Source organism: Parapedobacter defluvii (assembly GCF_014642075.1).
GTDB lineage: Bacteria > Bacteroidota > Bacteroidia > Sphingobacteriales > Sphingobacteriaceae > Parapedobacter > Parapedobacter defluvii.
The window spans coordinates 69494-89070 of the sequence record NZ_BMIK01000019.1 but is presented as its reverse complement, the minus strand read 5'-3'; the positions used below and the strand labels follow the sequence as shown (position 1 = coordinate 89070).

Sequence of the window (19577 nt, the reverse complement as noted above, 5' to 3'; positions counted from 1 at the left end):
TCCATGCAAACGAATGTAACCGTCCTATTTCTTGCCTTGTTGGTCAGCTGTTCATTGCAAGCCCAGCAAGATGCCAACTACGAGGAGTCAAAAGTGCCGGATTATGTATTGCCTGAACTGCTGGTCACTTCCAAAGGAAAGACCATCGCGTCGGCAAGGCAATGGGAAGAATTGCGGCGACCGGAATTGCTGGAGCTTTTCGCTTCGCAGATGTATGGCCGTACGCCGGACGATGCCGGAATTACGGTACGCTATGAACTGCTGACCGAAAATCCGTCTGCTTTGGGGGGCAAAGCGACCAGCAAGCAGGTAAAATTTATTTTCAGCAACGGTGAAAAAGAACTGGAGGCCCTGTTGCTTTTGCTCATTCCGAACGGCAGTACGGGTAAGGTTCCGGTGTTTGTAGGTTATAATTACAAGGGCAATCACAGTACCCTCAGCGATAGCACGATTCTGTATTCCAAAAACTTCGCCCTGGTGAGGGAGCCGGGGCACCCGGATTGGCAGCGCGGTGGCCAAGCCAGCCGGTGGTCTTACGATGACATCATCGGCCGTGGTTATGCGGTGGCCACTCTATGTTACCACGACATCTTTCCGGATAAACCCGGCTTCAAGGACCACAGCGTGGTATCCTTGTTCAAGGGGTATGGCAAAGGGCCGGAGGCATCGGATGAATGGCAGGCCATCGGGGCATGGGCGTGGGGTTCGAGCCGTATCGTTGATTACCTCGCCACCGAACCGCGCATCGATACCGGCAAAATTGCCATCATGGGCCACTCCCGGCAGGGCAAAGCCGCATTGTGGGCGGGTGCACAGGATACACGTTTTAAAATTGTGATTTCCAACGACTCCGGCGAAGGCGGCGCAGCGCTGTCGCGCCGGGAATATGGAGAGAGCATCGAGCGGGTGAGCAGCATCCAGCCGGCCTGGTTCTGCCCTGCTTTTAACCAATACCGGGGTAAGGAGCAGGAGCGGCCGATCGATCAGCACCAATTGATCGCACTGATGGCACCCCGGGCGGTCTATGTAGCCAGTGCCGTGGAAGACCGCTGGGCAGACCCCAAAGGGGAGTACCTGGCGGCCTACCATGCCAGCCCGGTGTACCGGTTATATGGCCTCAGAGGGCTGGATTCTGACGAAATGCCCGGCATCCATGAGCCGGTCATGAACGACATCGGCTACCACATACGCGAAGGTGTACACGATGTGACGCGGTACGATTGGTTGCGCTTTCTGGATTTTGCGGATCAGCATTTTTGAAGGCCACTCAATCCACCCCACCGCCTAGGCTCCTGTATAGCAACACGTAGGCTTCGACCTGCTGGCGTTTCAGGTCGGCCAGCTCCAATTCGCTTTGCAACGCGTTTTGCTGGGCGGTAATCACCTCCAGGTAAGACGCCATTCCATTGGTGAAAAGCAGCTGTGCATTGGGAATGGCCTTTTCGAGCTTGTCTCTCTGCGATTGGGTGATTTCGATCTGCTCCTTCAGCTTGTCGAGCTGTGCCAGGGCATCCGATACCTCACCTACGGCGTTCAGCACCGTTTGCCTAAAGCGGATTACGGCATTCTCCCGCTGTATCTTGGCCGCTTCAAACTGTGTTTTCAGTTTACGGCCGTTGAATACGGGCTGCATCACGTTTCCGGCCAGGTTGCCAAACAACGAGGCGGGCATGACAAGCCAGTTGCTTGCCTGAAACGCATTCAGCCCACCGGCAGCCGTGATGCGCAAAGCCGGGTAACGGTTGGCCTGCGCAATTCCCACCTGCGCATTGGCAATGTCGAGTACATATTCGCTTTCTTTGACATCCGGGCGGCGGCTCACCATGGCCGCAGGTACGCCGATGGCAAACTGTTCCGGCACCGCGAAGCCGTGCAACGGGGTTCCGGTCTTGATATCCCGCGGTTCGGCGGCCATCAGGATGCTCAGGGCATTTTCCTGCATGAGGAGCGCCTGCTCAAGTTTGGGGATCCATGCTTTCGTTTTCTCCAGCTGCACCTCGGCCTGCTGCACCGCCAGGATGGAGGCCTGGCCTGCATTGTATTGGAGGCGGATGGCACGCAGCGTGCTATCACTCAGCGCGATATTGCGCCGGGTAATCCCCAGTTGCTCGTGCAGCATCAGCAGCGTGTAGTAGGCAGAGGCCGACGCGGTAATCAAGCGGGTCTGGAGGGACTTTACCGCTTCGGTGCTTTGCAGGTAAGCCGCGAGGGAAGCCTGTTTCTGCTGCCGTATTTTGCCCCATACATCCACCTCCCAGCTCACTCCCAGGGCTGCCGTGTAGTCTTCGATGTGGTTGGTCCTTATAAAACTGCCGAGGCTTAGGCCATTCAGGCTGTTTTCCGATGGCCGCGACGTATTGGCCGATAGGTCGGCCTGCACCGTGGGCAGCCAGGCGGCTTTGGCCTGTTTGAGGTATGCCTCGTTCAGCGTAATCGTATTCAAGGCCACCTGCATATCGTAGTTGCGGGTCAATACGCTGTCGACGATTTCCTGCAGGGCCGGGTCGGTAAAAAACTGTTTCCATTCCAGCTGGGCGATGCTGGTGGAGTCATCCGCCTGAGCATCGGCAGACGGAGTGGCCACCGTCCGGAATGCCGGCAAAGCCCCATCGGGGCGCGTGGTTTCCCTGCCGGTGCTGCAAGCGTAGGCAAAAGCCGATACCGCCAGCAGGAGTACGGCCGGTTGGATGGCCAATTTGCCTTCCCGCTTGGCACTCACCCGTTCCTGCAGGTATTGGAAAATCACGAAGAGCACGGGGATGACGAATATGCCCAGTGCCACGCCCGTCAGCATGCCTCCCACGGCGCCTGCGCCGATGGAATGGTTGCCCTGGGCAGATCCGCCGGTGGCACGCAACAACGGGATCATCCCCACGATGAAAGCGAAGGAAGTCATCAGTATGGGACGGAGCCGCAGGCGGGAAGCTTCCAGTGCCGATTCGATAAGCCCCATGCCTGACTTTCGCCGCTGCAGGGCATACTCCACGATGAGGATGGCATTTTTCGCCAGCAACCCGATCAGCATGATCATGGCCACCTGCACATAGATGTTATTTTCGATGCCCATCAGGTTGATGAACAGCATGACGCCGAATATCCCCAGGGGTATGGTAATGACCACCGCCAGCGGGAGGATGTAACTTTCGTACTGCGCCGCCAGCAGGAAGAAGACGAATACCAGGCTCATGATGAAGATGAGGGTGAGCTGGGAGCCTGCACTTTTCTCTTCGCGGGTCATGCCCGTCCATTCGTAGGCGAAGTTGCGCGGCAGCACTTCGCGGGCCGTCTCTTCGATGGCTATGATGGCGTCGCCCGTGCTGTATCCCACATTGGGCTTGCCGTTGATGGTCACCGCGTTGTACAGGTTATTCCGGGTTACCGTTTCGGGGCCGTATACGCGGTTCAGTGTCACCATCGTATTGGCCGCCACCATGCCGCCTTCGGTATTTTTGACATAAATCTCGTTGAGGGACGAAGCGCTGGCGCGGTAGGGGGCATCGGCTTGTGCAATCACCCGGTAGAATTTCCCGAAGCGGTTGAAGTCCGAGACGAAGCTGCTCCCGAAATAGATCTGCACGGTTTGCAGCAGGTCGCTTACGTTGACGCCCAGCTGCTTGGCCTTTTCTTCGTCGACCACCAGTTCGTACTGCGGGTTGTTGGCCGCAAACGTCGTAAAGGCAAAGGCAATTTCCTTCCTTTTGAATAGTGCGCCGATAAACTCCTTTGCCGTGGCGTCCAGCTTTTCCAGCGATCCGTTGCCGCGATCCTGCAGCATGAATTCGAAGCCGTCCACGTTGCCGAATCCGGATACCGTGGGGAAGGTAAAGAACACGGCCTGTGCACCCTTTACCTCGGCCGCCACCTTTTGGGTAAGGCTTGCCGCGATGGCCTCATAGTCTTTGACTGGGCCGCGCTGGTCTTTCGGCTTCGTGCGGATGAATCCCGCGCCATAGGGAGCTGCATTGGCGTTTGAGATGAAGTTCAGGCCATCCACTTGGTAGTGGTTCAGCGTAAAAGGCTCGTTGGCCACGATTTCCTCGATCTGTTTCATCGCCCGTTCCGTCCGGGCCAGGGAGCTGCCCGGCGGCGTATTGACCGCGTACAGCACGAAACCCTGGTCTTCCGTGGGGATGAATCCCGTGGGGGTGCGCTGGATCATCAGCACGGTCACGGCGGTTACCAGCGCCAGGCCCGATACCACCACCCATTTGCGGCGCATCAGCAGTTGCAGGGATTTCAGGTACTTGTTGGTGATGGCCGTAAAGGCCACGTTGAACGCCTTGAAGAACCGTTTCAGGAACCCGCCGTTGCTGCCGGATTCCGCACCCTCCGCATGCGGGTTTTTCAGGAATAGGGCACATAATGCCGGGCTGAGTGTGAGCGCGTTTAGTGCCGAAATGCCGATGGCCACGGCCAGTGTAAAGGCAAACTGTGTATAAAACACGCCGGCCGGCCCCTGCATGAAGGTGACCGGTACGAATACGGCCACCATCACCAGCGTGATGGATACAATGGCCCCCGATATTTCTTTCATCGACTCCCGGGTGGCGTCCCCGGGGGAGAGGCCCGTCCGTTCCATTTTCGAATGGACGGCCTCCACCACCACGATTGCGTCGTCTACCACGATGCCAATGGCCAGCACCAGGGCAAACAGCGTAAGCAGGTTGATGCTGAATCCGAAAAGCTGCATGAAGAAAAACGTGCCGATGATGGCGACGGGCACCGCGATGGCCGGGATGAGCGTGGAGCGGAAGTCCTGCAGGAAAATGAACACCACCAGGAAAACCAGGAGAAAAGCCTCGATGAGCGTATGGTTTACCTGGCTGATGGATTCATCCAGGAAATCCTTCGCGTTGAACATGACGACCGGCTCGATGCCCTTTGGCAGCGTTTCCGAGAGCACATCGATCTGCCGTTTCGCTTCGATGAGGATCTCGTTGGCGTTGGAGCCGGCGGTTTGCAGGAGGGCGATGCCCGAGGTGGCGCCCCCGTTCAGGCGGCTGTTGGCCGCATAGGAGAACGAACCGAACGACACCCGGGCCACGTCTTTCAGGTGGATGAGCTGCCCCTCGTTTGTTGCCGTGATGATGATGTTCTCGTAGTCTTCGTTCTGGCTGAGCTTGCCCTTGTATTTCAGCACGTATTCAAACATTTCGGGGCTGCTTTGTCCCAGCCTTCCGGGTGATGCTTCCACGTTCTGGTCGGTAATGGCGCGCATGACGTCCTGAGGCGACAGGTTGTACGCCACGAGCCGGTCTGGCTTCAGCCAGATGCGCATCGCGTATTCCCGCCCGCCGAAGGGCTGTACCTCCGCCACGCCCGGTATCCGCTGCATCTGCGGGATAACATTGATCTTGAGGTAATTCTGGATGAATGCCTCGTCATACTGGCTGTCCTTGCTGGTGAGCGCCACGAACATCAGGAAACTGTTTTGCTGCTTCTGTGTCGATATGCCCGCCTGGATCACCTCCTGCGGAATTTTGTTGCTCGCTTTGGACACCCGGTTCTGCACGTTTACGGCCGCGATATCCGGGTCGGTTCCCTGTTTGAAAAACACGGTCAGTGTCATGCTCCCGTCGTTGCTGGAGTTGGAGGTCATGTAGGTCATGTTTTCCACGCCGTTTACCGCCTCCTCGATGGGCGTGGCCACCGAGCGGGCCACGGCTTCGGCATTGGCCCCGGGGTAGGATGCCGTTACCACGACCGTGGGCGGTGCGATATCCGGGAATTGGGAGATGGGCAGTGTAAGCGCTGAAATAGCGCCGAGTATAATCAATAGGATGGATATAACGGTCGACAGTACCGGCCGTTCGATAAATTTTTGTAACATCGAATCGCGTTGTTTTAACTAAGAAAAATGACTATGCCTGCTTTACAGCGTCGCTCGGGCGATGAGGCTGTCCGGGGCAACTGGCTCCGGTATGATGCGCGTGCCGTCCTGCAGTCGGTCCAATCCGGCGTACACGATGCGGTCGCCTGGCTTCACACCCTGTTCGACGAGGTAATACGTTCCGCTCCTTCCCGCAATGGGTATCGGTCGGCTTTCCACGCGGTTGCTATCGGCCAGGGCAAACACGAATACCTTATCCTGCAGCTCGAAAGTGGCTTCCTGCGGGATGAGGATCACCGAAGATGAGACGTTCGGAATGCGGATTTTCCCCGTATTGCCGGAGCGCAGCAGGCCATCCTCGTTGGGAAATGCGGCCCGGAACGTGATGGTGCCCGTGCGGTCGTCAAACTGCCCCAAGGCAATCTCCACTTTTCCTTTTTCGGGGTAGGTACTTCCATCGGACAGCACCAGTTCCACCGGCGGCAGATGGCTGATCTTGTCGGCGATCGTGGTGCCCGCCACCCGGTTTTTAAACCCGATGAAGTCGTTCTCGCTCAGGGAGAAATAGGCAAATACGTTGCGGATTTCCGAAAGCACGGTCAGCGGCTCGGGCGTCGTGGTACCGACCAGGCTGCCCATTTTGAAGGGGATGCGGCCGATGTAGCCCGCTACCGGGGCCGATATCACGGTATAGCCGAGGTTTATCTGTGCGCTCTCCACCAGGGCTTTCGCCTGCTCCACATTGGCTTCGGCCGCCCGTTCGGCTGCCAGGGCAGCATTCAGCTGCACATTTGAGAGCACCTGGTTTTTCACCAGCGGGGTCAGTTTACCCACGTCGATGCGTGCGTTGGTCAGGTTTGCCTCGGCTGCTGCCAGGGATGCTTTGGCGTTGTTGAGCTGCTCGGTGTATACCCGTGCATTGATGCGGAAGAGCGGTTGCCCCTGCTGTACGTAGGCCCCTTCGTCTACATAAATATGTTCGAGTTGGCCATCTACCTGTGGCCGTATTTCGATGTCTTTGCTGCCCTCCAAGGCTGCCGGATACTCGTTGTAGGTAGTCGCGGATTGCGGATGCAGCGTCAATACCGGCAGGCGCTGCGGCGCGTCAGCCACCTGTTCGTTTCCGGAAGAAGTGCTGCATGCCTGGGCAATGATCAGCACGGATAGTCCGATGAGTGGCAGCAGGTACCGGGTCGGATTATATTTCGCGCGCGTTGAAAAGATACTGTTCATGGTCTGTTACTTATTATTAATGATGTAAATGGTTATTGTTCTTCTATTTCCTATCGCTATTATATTTCCTAACACTGTTAGGACATAGGGCCAAAAAAAATCAGGACTTCAGATTTTTGATAAATCCGGTGATGGCATCGTCGAGCACCAGTTTATTAAGCTGCTCGGTATCGTCCGCCGGTGCCACCATCTTAATGGAAATCAATCCGTGCAGTATGGACCAAAAGGTGTGGTACTTAAGGCATGCATTGTTTTCGGCATCGCCCGGGTTTGCTTTTTCGATGATTTCGATGATGGATGCCATCACCAGATCCCTGAATACCGAACGTTCGGGCATGCATTTGTCCATTTCGCAGGAGGGGGCACTCATTCCCCACATCAGTTGGTAGTATTCCTTGTTGGCAAAGGCAAACGCCCAGTAGGCATCGGCTATCGCCTTGAGTTGTTCCGCTGGATCTGAGGAGCTGGCCTTTGCCGCCTTCAGTTCCGCGATGACCCGCTCGAACCCCTGTTTGCCAAACTCGAGCAGGATGGCCTCCTTGTTTTCAAAGTAGTCGTAGATAACGGGCACACTGTATTGGATTGCATCGGCAATCTTGCGGATGGACAGCGACTGCCACCCTTCCTCCTTCACGATATGCCATGCCGTGGTGAGGATGTTGGTGCGCATGGCCTCTTTTTCCCGAATTCTCCGTTCAGCGGTAATACTCATCTGCTTCCTTTACCTAACAGTGTTAGCAAAAGTAACAGGGTTTGGTTAACGGTGCAAGGGATTTTTCAAAACCTGAAGATTAGATGACACGGGGCGCTCGGTAATGGGAGGCCGGCTGCAATCAGCGAAGCGAAGGAAGACAAGCATCTTTCCGGGTAGGCCGAGAAAGCAGAGCAACCGTTTGCATGCCGATTCCCCTTGATCGATTCAAAATTTTTCCCCATTATTGTCTTTTTATAGGCATATGCACCTATCATAGGTGATGCATTTTACTAACCATTCGGAGTTCGTTGCATCGTAATTAGCGGGTTGTTTGTTTACGTCAGATAAAGCTATGGAAGCACTCAAAAACCTTACAGATCTCGAATTGATTGCGCTATTACGAACCGATAATCAGCCTGCATTTTCAGCGCTTTATGAACGGTATTGGAAAAAGCTGCTGTATTTTGCGGCGCAGCGTACCGCAACGCTCGCAGACGCCGAGAATATCGTGCAGGACATTTTTGTGTCGTTGTGGGAAAAACGTGCCACGCTGCAACTTACCTCGACGCTGAACAACTACCTTTATGTGTCTGTTAAATACCGCATCATCAAGTTACTCGACAGTCAGCGCACGCGGCGTCTCCATGCAGAAGCCCAAGCAGTGAGCGGGGACGTGCTCGACGATTCGACGCAGGAGTACCTGAATTTCGAAGAACTCCGGCAGCAGCTCGAAGCATTCATTGGCACGTTACCGGAGCAGAGCAGGCTGATCTACCTGATGCGGAAAGAAGAAGGCCGGAGCCACCACGAGATTGCCGAGAAACTGGGGATATCGGAAAAAGCGGTCAACGCCCGCTTGGTCCGGATAAAAAAGCAGCTGCGCACCGGATTAGACACCTTTCTTACGGGATTTTTGCTGTAATTATCTCGCTGTTGTGCAATAAGTTGTGATTTTTTTTTGAAAGTGGTGTGTCATTTCCTGTCTGCGGGGTACCTATTGAAAAAAGGGCCCAACGGCATATGGCAAAACAAGTAGATACGGTCAGGCTGCAGGAGTTGGCCAATAAATGGCTTACCGGCACCCTCAGTAAAGAAGAACAGCAGGAATTTGAGCACTGGTTCAACGAGGTCAGCGACGCACCCATCGACGTTCCGTCCTTCCATGCCCAAAGTGAAGACGAGCACAAGCAACGGCTCTATACCCGGATTCTGAGCCGTATTGACGGTGAAGCGCCCAAGCGGAAAATTACCCGTTGGCTTCCGTATGCCGCAGCCATTGTGCTCGCCGGTATTGCCGTAACCTGGAGTTTCCTGGCACCAACACCGAATGACGAATGGGTAACCTTAGACGTTCAGGACGTCAGACCGGGCGGCAACAAGGCCACCCTCACCCTGGCGGATGGACGTACGATCAGCCTCAGCGAAGCCCAATCCGGAATCGTGGTGGGCGACAACGGTATTACCTATCAAAATCAGCCTGAAGAAATCGTCAATCTAAAGGCAGGCGTTGTCAATCCGCTGGCATTGTCCACACCGAGGGGCGGCACCTATCAGTTGACCTTGTCGGATGGTACGGTCGTATGGTTAAACGCGGCTTCCACCTTAACTTATCCGAGCAGATTCATTGGAGATGAACGGATCGTGGAGCTGGAGGGAGAAGGTTATTTTGAAGTGGCCAAATCGACGGTGCCATTCAAAGTAAAGACCTTGGGTCAGGAAGTAGAAGTACTGGGTACCGCCTTCAACATTTCTGCCTACTCCAGTCAACCCGAAACGAAAACGACGTTGGTGGAAGGCCGGGTGAAAGTGACGTTGCTCAACCCGGATTCCGATCGTGACGCAGGCTCTTCGCGTATCCTGGCACCCGGTCAGCAGGCTACGAAATCCGGTTCGGTTCTGGCATTGCATACAGTTGACACCGATAGCTATACCGCGTGGAAAAATGGATATTTCAATTTCGATGGTCTTACGCCCGCCGCCGCATTTACACAACTTGAGCGCTGGTATGATATCGAAGTGGTTTACCAGGGGAAAGTTCCCACGATGCGGTTTTTTGGCGTGTTCAAGCGTGGTAAACCGCTATCTTCGGTATTGGCCATGTTAAAAGAAAGTGGGTTGGATTTTAAAATCACCCAACAGGGCGGCAAAAGGAAGCTGCTGGTCATTAATGAGTAAACGCATTTCAGTAATAACCAAACATGTTGAACCAAAATCCTAACGTATGAAAAGAGAAACATAACACCCCAAACAGGAGCAACAGAAAAAGAAAGCCGGACGGTGCGGTCACACCATCCGGAAAGCTGTCTGATATGGCTCCGGCAGTTATTGCAACTGCGTCAGCAAACTGAATTGTAACCATTCAAACCATACAAATATATGATTTTTATACCATCTGTTAAAGGCATGACATTGCCTTTGGCAATTCGAATATTCATCATCATGAAGCTAGTGGCTTTTTTAATCCTGGGGTTCGTTCTACAGACCTCTGCAGACGTAAAAGCACAACACATTACGTTGAATGTAGAAAGCAAAACGCTGCGTGACGTGATGAAGCAGATCCAGCTGCAACAAGGGTATTCCTTTTTTTTCCGGGGAGACCGCATTGCACAAACCCGGGTAAGCGTGCATGTAGAACGCGCAAACCTGGAAGAGGCGATGGCCGCAATTTTAGCGGATGAACCCCTGGAGTGGGCATTGAAAGACGGGACCATCGTCATCAAGCCGAAAGCCACGGAACGCAGGGCCGTTGTGCCTGTGCCGGCGGAAGCCCTGCAACGTGAAATCGCCGGCAGGGTGGTCGACGCAGAGGGAGCCCCGCTTCCCGGTGTTACGGTGTCGGTAAAGGGCAGCAACTCCGTTACCACCACAGACACCCAGGGCAGTTTCAGGCTTGCGCTGCCACCGGGCGATCAGACCCTGGTGTTCAGCAACGTCGGCTTTGAATCCCGGGAGGTAACCGTTTCCAATCAACGTTCGGTGCAGGTTACGCTGGCAAATTCCATCAGCGACCTGGATGAGGTAATCGTGGTGGGGTACGGTACGCAGCGAAAGGCCAACCTCTCCGGGGCGGTGGAAATGGTGGACGGCAAGCGGCTTGCAGACCGCCCGATCGGCAATGTGAGCCAAGCCTTGCAGGGCATAAGCCCCGGCCTCAATGTGTTTACGAATAATTCCGGAGGGCAGCCGGATGCCACCATGAACTTCAATATCCGGGGGATGGGCAATCCGCTGGTGTTGGTTGATGGGCTGCCGGTAGACATCAACCTGGTGAACCCCGAAGACATTGAGAACATTTCGGTCATCAAAGATGCTTCATCGGCGGCCATCTACGGTGCGAACGCACCTTACGGGGTCATCCTTATCACGACAAAAAAGGGCCAATTCAGTGAAGGGAAGCCTCGGTTTAACTACAACAACACCCTAACCATGGGTGCACCGACGCGGTTACCGCATCCGGTAAACTCGCTGGATTTCTCTACCTACCTCAATGCCGCTACCGTCAATGCCGGCAGTGCACCCCTGTTTTCCGATGAGGTAATTGCCCGGATCAAGCAGTACATGCAGGACCCGACGAGCGTTCCCGCCGTGGGGCCGGACCCATTGGACCCCTCCAAGTGGGCAAAGCGCGAGAACGCGAACGGCAATACCAATTGGTATGAGGAACTCCTCAAGCCGTGGGCGTTGCGCCAGAAGCACGACCTTAGCATGAACGGGGGCGGGCAGCATTTCAACTACTACGTGTCGTTGGGACTCTTCGATCACCGCGGGCAAATGCGCCACGCCAACGAAGGCTACAAACGGTATAACATCGATGCGAAGATGAGCGCCACGATTACCGATTGGATGCGGGTGAATTTCCTGACCAAGTTTTCCAACAGTGATATCGATTATCCCAACGACGGATACGGCCTGGACCGTTCGGTTATGTGGCACGATTTCCCGCGGCGGTTTCCTACAGACCCGGTAAGATACCCTAACGGTACCTGGAGCGAAATGTCCCGCTTCCAGGTGTTCGAAGATGGCGGTAGGGAAAAGCACATCACCAACGATTTCTGGACGAAGATTGAAGCCGAATTCGAACCCATTAAGGGTTGGCTGATCAAGGGCGATTACGGTTGGAACAACAAGGCTTCGATGTCTTCGCTCCACCGTGCCAAAGTAGATGCGGTTGGCCCCGACGGAACGTTGTACACCCATTTCGATACCACGCCCATCAATAGCCTGACCAAGACGTATGCGCGCAACAACTATTGGAATGCCAATATTTACTCCTCGTACGAAACCCATGTTTCGGATCATAATTTCAAGCTGCTCGTGGGCCATCAGCGTGAGTTCGGCAGATTTGAAGACCTATCGGGCTATCGCGATAACCTGCTGACGGACTATGTTCCCGCTATTTTGCTGGCCACCGGGTCGACCCGGTTGTTTGACCATATGAACGAGTGGTCTACCATGGGTACATTTGCGCGGCTCAATTACGATTACCGCGGCAAATACCTGCTGGAGTTCAACGGCCGTTACCAGGGCAGTTCCCGTTTCGATGAAGCATCGCGGTTCGGATTTTTCCCGTCGCTTTCCGTGGCATACCGCCTTTCGGAAGAAAACTATTGGGCCCCGTTGAAAAATACCCTCAACGAATTTAAGCTACGGGCTTCCTATGGTTCATTGGGCAATCACAACGTTGCCAACTTCCTCTACCTTCCGGTCATGCCGGTAAAGCCGCAGGTATCGTGGGTAGCGGGCAATACGCCGGTGATCGGAATCAATGCCCCCGGCATCGTGAGTTCGTCGCTCACCTGGGAAACGATCAGCACCACGAATGTGGGTTTCGATGCAGGACTGATGAACAATCGGGTCTTGGTTACGTTCGATCTGTTCAAGCGGGAGATTTCGGATATGATCGGCACCCCCAATCCGTTGCCCGCCACGCTGGGTACCAGCGTGCCGCAGGAAAACAATGCGGCGCAGAAGAACACGGGATGGGAGCTCAGCGTCACTTATAAGGGAAAGATACAGGAAGACTTCCAGTACGATCTCACGGTTGGTCTCACCGACTACAAGACGGTCATCACCCGGTGGAACAATCCCAACCGTGTACTTTCCCAAAATTACGAGGGTCGCGTACTGGGCGAAATATGGGGGTATCATTCCAACGGGCTGTTCCAATCGGAAGAAGAAATTGCTTCAGCGCCCGATCAGTCGCGCTTTTTCGGGGTATGGAAGCCCGGCGATGTGCGGTATGAAGATGTGGACGGGAACGGTGAAATAGGCCCCGGTCTGAATACGGTTGACAATCCGGGAGACCTGCGCATCATCGGCAATTCCAACCCCCGGTATTTATACAGCCTTACTCTGGGCATGCGTTATAAGCGGTTTGACTTCAATATGTTCTGGAACGGCGTGGGAAAACGGGATGTCGATTTTTCAGGCGGCGGCGATTGGGTTTTCTGGGGGCATGCAGACAACGTGTGGGGTACCAGTGTATTTGAGCAGCATATGGATTATTACCGGGCAGATAATCCCGGAGCCTATTGGCCCAATCCCTATATCAGCGCCGAAACGCATAAGAATCGGCAAACTTCGACACGCTACCTACAGAATGCCGCGTATGCCCGGCTGAAGAACCTGTCGCTCGGCTACACGCTTCCGCAACAGCTGACCAACCGGCTATCCATTTCAAACACCCGGATTTTCTTCAATGCCGAAAACCTGCTCACCTTTTCGGGTATCGAGCGGTTTCTTGATCCAGAAGGTACCGACGGCAATTTCGGCAGGGGCAAGGTTTATCCCATCCAGAAAACGCTCTCACTCGGGTTGAATATTAATTTTTAAAGAAAAGGATTATGAACACAAAATACATCGTACTTTTTGCTTTTTTCGCCACGGCGCTATCGTGTGAAAAAAGTGAATTTTTGAATAAAACGCCGCTTGACGCGATTACCGAGGCCAATTTCTGGAAAACCAACCAAGATTTGGAGCTGTTTCTCAACCCCTTTTACGAACTGTTTCCGGGATGGTTCTCCCACGATGGCGGTCCCTTCTGGCGGGACAATAACAGCGACAACATGGTGCCGAGCGTCTACAATACGCGCCTGGGGGGAGTCCGTGCCCTGCCGCAGACGGGCGGGGGATGGGCTTGGAACGCTGTCCGTGACATCAACGTATTCCATGCCAACTACCAGCGGGTTATCGATAATCTGGGCGGGCGGACCGCGGATGTTGACCAGTACATAGGCGAAGGGTTCTTTTTCCGGGCTTACATTTATTTCGATCTGCTGCAGCGCTTCGGCGGCTTGCCATGGTATGATCGGCCGTTGGGCACGGACGACGAGGCATTGTACAGTCCGCGCGAACCCCGCAATGTCATTGCCGACCGGATACTGGCAGACCTGGACCAGGCCATCCAATACCTGAAGCCGGATGCACCGGCCTTCCGGATCAACAAATACGTAGCGTTGGCACTGAAATCACGCGTTGCCCTGTATGAAGGTACGTGGCAGAAATACCATGCCGGCACCCCATTCGGGGTGCAGAATGCCACCCCCGAGACGTATTTCGAGCAGGCTGTAGCCGCATCGCTGCAGGTTATGAATGCCGGAAGGTACCAAGTGGCCGGAAACGGCGTGGCCGATTACGTTTCACTGTTCAACCAGAGCGATCTCAGCGCCAACCCTGAGGTGATATTCTGGAAGCGTTACGTCTTGGGTTTCAATGCGCACAACGGGCAGCGGTTTCTTTCCATCATCGGTGGTGCCACCGGGGTCAGCAAGTCGCTGGTGGAGGCCTATCTCTGTACCGACGGGAAGCCCATTGCAGTCAGTTCCCTGTATGAAGGCGATGCGGACCTGACCACTGAGTTCACCCATCGGGACCCCCGTTTGGACGCCATTGTCTTTGCCCCGGGCGATCCGATCAATGAAGACCTGGTTTTTGAGCGGGCACCTGTGCACCTCGGCGGGGAAGCGAATACCACCACCGGGTACCAGATCCAAAAAGGAGCGTTGCCCAACAAGCAATTGCAGCAGGCCGATTTCGGCTCGACCACGGCCGCCATCATCTTCCGTTATGCCGAGGTATTGCTCAACTACGCCGAGGCCAAGGCCGAGCTAGGATCGCTGAACCAGGACGACATCAATAAATCCGTAAACCTGCTGCGCCGCCGTGTGCAGATGCCGGATCTGGTGATGGGTTCAATTACGGTGGATCCAGCATGGGACTTCCCCACGCTGACACCGGTGTTGAACGAGATACGCCGTGAACGCCGTGTAGAGCTGGCCTGTGAGGGATACCGCCTCGCCGATCTGATGCGTTGGCGGGCGCACGACCTTTTTGTGAACAAGCGGCCCAAAGGCGCGAAATTCAACCCCTCGGACTATCCGGGTTTTACCAATATTGACCTGGATGAAAACGGGTATATTGACTATTACCGGGAGATTTTGCCCAACGGATACCAGTTTAAGGCCGATCGGGACTATCTTGATCCGCTGCCGGTGAATGAGCTGCTCATCAATAAGAACCTCGTCCAAAATCCCGGTTGGCCAAATCAGTAACACGAACATGATACCCTCAAATAACCCTACAATGAACCCTACAAATCGAATCTGTTTCCCTTGGAAATCTTTTGCACCCTTACTGTTGATCCTTGTCTTACTGGTTTCCTGCTCCACGCAGGCAGAAAAGCAGGAAGCAAGTCATTTCAAGACCCGCGGTTTGGTACTTGACGTCCACGACCTGAGTACCGTAGACTGGCCAAGACGAGCCAAGGAGGCGGGCCTTACCACCCTGGCCACGCACATTACCCCCAGCCAGGTCGCCGAATTTATCCAGTCCGAGCGCGGCCGGCAGTTTCTTCAGGAATGCAAAACACACGGCATCGAGGTTGAGCACGAGCTGCATTCCATGGGCGACCTGTTGCCGAGAAGCCTGTTTGAAGAAGATTCCACGATGTTCCGTATGAATGAGGAAGGAAAGCGGGTTGCTGACTATAACCTCTGTGTGCATTCCGAGAAGGCCGTCAAGACCGTGTGCGACAACGCGGTGAAATACGCCAAAATCCTTACCCCTACCACCGGCAGGTACTTTTATTGGATTGACGATGCCGTACCGATGTGCCGATGTCCGGAATGCAGCCCCTATTCCGACAGCGAGCAGGCCCTGCTACTCGAAAATGCCATCGTAAACGCGTTGCGGAAGGAAGTAGATCCCGAGGCCATGCTGGCACACCTGGCATACGTCAATACCCTCGAAGCGCCCGTGAAGGTGAAACCGGCGCCGGGCATCTTCCTTGAATTTGCCCCCATCTACCGCAGGTGGGACAAATCCCTGCTTGACACGGGCGCTACCGGCTGGAATGACACGCAAACGATCACCCATGGTGAGCATCTGAGGCTACTGGATGAAAACCTAAAGGTATTTCCCGCAGAAACGGCACAGGTGCTCGAGTACTGGCTGGATGTATCGCTGTTCAGCGGCTGGAAGAAGCCGGCGGTTGCCCTGCCGTGGCATCCGGAGGTGTTTTTGGAAGATATAGATGTTTATGCCAAGCGCGGTATCCGGCACATCACCAGCTTTGGCGTATATATCGACGATCAATATATCAAGAACCATCCCGACCTGACATTTGTTAATGAATATGGGAAGGGACTGGAATACTACCGTTTACGTCAATAAACTGGCCTCAAATGCAAAAACAGACGCGATACCTGTTAGCGGTGCTTCTTCTGGCAGCCATGCTGGCCTGTTCACAGCAGCAATCAGCGCGCTTGCCATCCGTTGCTGCGATTGTGCACGCTCCCGTTGCCATAGACGGGCACCTGCAGGACTGGGATGCGCTCGATGCAGTCTTTGAAGTCAGCGATTTCCATTCGCCCTGGAGCGACTTGCCATTCGGTCTAACCCGGTTCTGCGCCATTGCGGACTCCGCCTGGTTTTACTTCGCCTTTGAGGCAACGGACAGCTTGCTTGTAGCACGTCCTTTTGTTCAGGAATCGGATGTCGCTTCGGGCGACCGGGTGGAGATTTTCCTTTCGGGCGACAGCACATTAAACACGTATTATTGCCTGGAAATGGGTCCATACGGGGATGTACTGGATTACCGTGCAACCTATTATCGGCAGTTCGACGACACGTGGGATTTGCCGGATCTTGCTGTCGTTGCACAGGCCATCCCCGGTGGATACGCGGTAGAAGGCCGGATTCCCCTCGGTTTCCTCCGCGGGTTGTCCGGCGATACGCTGACTACCGGAAATTTCACCGTACACATGGGATTGTACCGTGCCGAATACCACAAAGCCCATACCGAAGCTGACCCCGTGCAGTGGCTTACCTGGATTGATCCGAACACTGCCGACCCCGACTTCCATGTACCGACCTCTTTCCATCCCATTGAAATCCAAGAACCCTTAAACAGATAAATTATGAACGCTATGTTGTCCAGAAGAAAATTTATTCGCAATGCCTCAGCCGTCGCTGGTTTTTCGATCGTTTCCAGCCACGTACTGGGCAAGGTAACCGGCCATGTGGCACCCAGTGACAAGCTCAACATCGCCGGCATCGGTGTAGGCGGCGTGGGCCGCCGCAACCTCGCCAGCATGGCTACTGAAAACATTGTGGCACTCTGCGATGTCGACTGGCGGTATGCCGCCAAGACGTTTGACGACTACCCCAAGGCCCGCCGATTCAAGGACTGGCGCGTGATGTTTGATGAGTTCGGCAAATCCATCGATGCCGTGATGGTAGCTACACCGGATCACACCCATGCCGGTGTCACGGCACATGCCATCACGCTAGGCAAGCACACGTATACACAAAAACCACTCACCCACTCCGTCTATGAATCGCGGTTGCTGACCAAACTGGCCAAGAGGTACCGGGTAGCCACGCAGATGGGCAATCAGGGAAATTCCTTCGACTGGTGCCGGCGGGTCACCGAGTGGATCCAATCCGGGGTAATCGGCGACGTGTATGAAGTGCACTGCTGGACAGACCGCCCTATCTGGCCGCAAGGACTTATCGCACCTGCCGCTGGTGAACCTGTACCCCCCACGCTTGACTGGGACCTGTTTATAGGGCCAGCGGTTAAACGGCCCTACCATTCGGTGTATACTCCCTGGAATTGGCGCGGATGGTGGGATTTTGGCACCGGTGCCTTAGGCGATATGGCCTGCCACATCATGGATCCGATTTATTGGGCGCTTGAACTGCAATATCCCACAAAGGTAAGCGGCAGTTCCACCCTCGCCAACCTGTATTCGCCACCCCATGCGCAGAAAGTACATTACACCTTTCCCGCCCGGCCGGCAACGGATAAGGTAGGCATGCCTGAGGTGAAGGTTACCTGGTACGATGGCGGCCTGCTGCCCGAACGTCCGGCAGAGCTAGCGCCGGGCCAAATGATGGGCGATCCCAATGGGGGCATCATCTTCGTCGGCACCAAAGGTAAAATCATGACCGGCTGCTTCGGTATGAATCCGACGTTGCTGCCGGCGACGGAGATGGATCATTTTGAGGAGCCGACCCCGTGGATTCCCCGCATACCGGGCGGTAGCGGAGACATCTGGGACACCAACGCCCACGAGCAGGATTGGATACGGGCTGCTAAGGAATCGCCACGGCACCGGAAAGAAGCCACTTCGCATTTCGGATTCTCCGGCCCCTTCAATGAGACCGTCGTCATGGGTGTACTAGCCGTGAGGCTGCAGGGGCTGAACCGGGAACTCCAATGGGACGGTGCGCGCATGGAGTTTACCAACATCAGCCCCGGGGAGAAAATTCAGGTAGTTTCCGTGGATAAGTTTGAGGTGATCGACGGAGATCCCCGCTTCGACCGGCAGTTTACCGAACTGGATGCCGCGGATGCTGCTAGGGAATGGATCAACCATACGTATCACAATGGTTTTACCCTGCCGGCCATGCCCAAGGACTAAAAAATCGGCGGGGTGCAAAATTGACGGTACAACCCTGCCATTTTTTCGGCCGGATTAACGTTTCTTCATGGAATTGTTAAAAAATGCTAAAACTTGTGCCAAGGCATAAACACTGCATTGATTTTGCCGTTAACAAGGCGTATGAAGAAACTTTTGATGATCCTGACGTCCCATGCGGATCTGGCGGACGAAAAAGAACAGACCGGTGCATGGTTGAGTACATTTACCGATGCCTACTATGTGTTTATTAGAGCTGGATTTGAAGTTACCGTTGCCAGTCCCAAGGGCGGCAGACCACCCTTAGATCCGTTGAGTGAACAAGACGAACATACCACGGACGAAGTGAGAACCTATCGGGACGATTTCATGGCGCAGATGGAGATGGGCAATACCTGGAGCCTCGAAGAGGTCGGATCAACGGTTTATGATGCCGTGTATATTGCCGATGGACACGGCGCGCTGTGGGATTTGGCAGACAACCGGCAGGTAGGAAAGCTGTTGTATGAATGCTTGTTGAATGATACCCCCGTAGCGATGGTAGGGCACGGCGTAGCAGCTGTATTGTCGTTATCCAAGCTTCGCCCGGCCGTATTGAACGGTGTGCGCATCACGGGATTTACCCCTACGGAAGAAGCCCTGTTAAAAAGGCATCCCTATCTGCCGTTCAGTCTGACGGATCGGCTTAAGGCATCCGGCGCCCAATTCGGCCATGCCATTATACCGTTTACGCCGCATGTCGAGACAGACGGCATTTTTATCACCGGGCAGAACCCTGCGTCGACAGCAATGGCCGCACAGGCACTGGTAGCGCGAATGGCAGTGGAGCAGCTTTGCTGCGATTAAGCCCGTTTGAAGATGAAAGCTCAGCGTGCCAATTCCTATATTCGGTTCGTCT

At 54.7% G+C, this 19577-nt stretch carries 12 protein-coding genes; 9 read left to right on the top strand and 3 right to left on the bottom strand.

The window, feature by feature from the left end; translation table 11 throughout:
* Window positions 1-3 precede the first annotated feature (3 nt).
* Window positions 4-1260, top strand: a complete 1257-nt coding sequence (locus IEX60_RS20100) for an alpha/beta hydrolase family protein (protein WP_188753204.1) — start codon at window positions 4-6, stop codon at window positions 1258-1260.
* 7 nt (window positions 1261-1267) lie between these two features.
* Here the strand turns inward: IEX60_RS20100 and IEX60_RS20095 are convergent, their stop codons facing one another.
* The 3 genes from IEX60_RS20095 to IEX60_RS20085 form a co-directional block, all read right to left on the bottom strand.
* Complete coding sequence (locus tag IEX60_RS20095) at window positions 1268-5830, bottom strand: efflux RND transporter permease subunit (protein ID WP_188753203.1); 4563 nt, start codon at window positions 5828-5830, stop codon at window positions 1268-1270.
* A 42-nt stretch (window positions 5831-5872) separates the two neighbouring features.
* Window positions 5873-7063, bottom strand: a complete 1191-nt coding sequence (locus IEX60_RS20090) for an efflux RND transporter periplasmic adaptor subunit (protein ID WP_188753202.1) — start codon at window positions 7061-7063, stop codon at window positions 5873-5875.
* 100 nt (window positions 7064-7163) lie between these two features.
* On the bottom strand, window positions 7164-7775 hold the full coding sequence (locus tag IEX60_RS20085) for a TetR/AcrR family transcriptional regulator (RefSeq protein WP_188753201.1): 612 nt from the start codon (window positions 7773-7775) through the stop codon (window positions 7164-7166).
* A 334-nt stretch (window positions 7776-8109) separates the two neighbouring features.
* On the opposite strand from IEX60_RS20085, the gene IEX60_RS20080 reads away from it, so the two are divergent.
* From IEX60_RS20080 to IEX60_RS20045, 8 genes are all read left to right on the top strand, one after another.
* Window positions 8110-8679 carry an RNA polymerase sigma-70 factor gene (locus IEX60_RS20080; RefSeq protein ID WP_188753200.1) on the top strand — a complete coding sequence of 190 codons (570 nt, stop codon included), beginning with the start codon at window positions 8110-8112 and terminating at the stop codon, window positions 8677-8679.
* A 98-nt stretch (window positions 8680-8777) separates the two neighbouring features.
* Window positions 8778-9932 carry a FecR family protein gene (locus IEX60_RS20075; RefSeq protein WP_188753199.1) on the top strand — a complete coding sequence of 385 codons (1155 nt, stop codon included), beginning with the start codon at window positions 8778-8780 and terminating at the stop codon, window positions 9930-9932.
* A 264-nt stretch (window positions 9933-10196) separates the two neighbouring features.
* Window positions 10197-13589, top strand: coding sequence for a TonB-dependent receptor (locus IEX60_RS20070; protein WP_188753198.1), 3393 nt, complete (start codon window positions 10197-10199; stop codon window positions 13587-13589).
* A gap of 11 nt (window positions 13590-13600) precedes the next feature.
* Window positions 13601-15307 carry a RagB/SusD family nutrient uptake outer membrane protein gene (locus IEX60_RS20065; protein WP_188753197.1) on the top strand — a complete coding sequence of 569 codons (1707 nt, stop codon included), beginning with the start codon at window positions 13601-13603 and terminating at the stop codon, window positions 15305-15307.
* Window positions 15308-15338: 31 nt separating this feature from the next.
* On the top strand, window positions 15339-16427 hold the full coding sequence (locus tag IEX60_RS20060) for a DUF4838 domain-containing protein (RefSeq protein WP_188753196.1): 1089 nt from the start codon (window positions 15339-15341) through the stop codon (window positions 16425-16427).
* Window positions 16428-16438: 11 nt separating this feature from the next.
* Entirely contained in the window at window positions 16439-17170 is a 732-nt protein-coding gene (locus IEX60_RS20055; protein ID WP_188753195.1) for a carbohydrate-binding family 9-like protein, read from the top strand.
* A gap of 3 nt (window positions 17171-17173) precedes the next feature.
* Window positions 17174-18682 (top strand): glycoside 3-dehydrogenase, encoded by a 1509-nt coding sequence (locus tag IEX60_RS20050; protein WP_229717667.1) that lies wholly within the window; start codon window positions 17174-17176, stop codon window positions 18680-18682.
* Window positions 18683-18823: 141 nt separating this feature from the next.
* A complete protein-coding gene (locus IEX60_RS20045) occupies window positions 18824-19525 on the top strand; it encodes a type 1 glutamine amidotransferase domain-containing protein (RefSeq protein WP_188753194.1) in 702 nt (233 codons plus the stop codon).
* Window positions 19526-19577: the final 52 nt, after the last annotated feature.

Coding starts and splice junctions, on each gene's coding strand:
- IEX60_RS20100 (WP_188753204.1), top strand. CDS start 4: ATGCAAACGAATGTAACCGTCCTATTTCTTGCCTTGTTGGTCAGCTGT.
- IEX60_RS20095 (WP_188753203.1), bottom strand. CDS start 5,830: ATGTTACAAAAATTTATCGAACGGCCGGTACTGTCGACCGTTATATCC.
- IEX60_RS20090 (WP_188753202.1), bottom strand. CDS start 7,063: ATGAACAGTATCTTTTCAACGCGCGCGAAATATAATCCGACCCGGTAC.
- IEX60_RS20085 (WP_188753201.1), bottom strand. CDS start 7,775: ATGAGTATTACCGCTGAACGGAGAATTCGGGAAAAAGAGGCCATGCGC.
- IEX60_RS20080 (WP_188753200.1), top strand. CDS start 8,110: ATGGAAGCACTCAAAAACCTTACAGATCTCGAATTGATTGCGCTATTA.
- IEX60_RS20075 (WP_188753199.1), top strand. CDS start 8,778: ATGGCAAAACAAGTAGATACGGTCAGGCTGCAGGAGTTGGCCAATAAA.
- IEX60_RS20070 (WP_188753198.1), top strand. CDS start 10,197: ATGAAGCTAGTGGCTTTTTTAATCCTGGGGTTCGTTCTACAGACCTCT.
- IEX60_RS20065 (WP_188753197.1), top strand. CDS start 13,601: ATGAACACAAAATACATCGTACTTTTTGCTTTTTTCGCCACGGCGCTA.
- IEX60_RS20060 (WP_188753196.1), top strand. CDS start 15,339: ATGAACCCTACAAATCGAATCTGTTTCCCTTGGAAATCTTTTGCACCC.
- IEX60_RS20055 (WP_188753195.1), top strand. CDS start 16,439: ATGCAAAAACAGACGCGATACCTGTTAGCGGTGCTTCTTCTGGCAGCC.
- IEX60_RS20050 (WP_229717667.1), top strand. CDS start 17,174: ATGAACGCTATGTTGTCCAGAAGAAAATTTATTCGCAATGCCTCAGCC.
- IEX60_RS20045 (WP_188753194.1), top strand. CDS start 18,824: ATGAAGAAACTTTTGATGATCCTGACGTCCCATGCGGATCTGGCGGAC.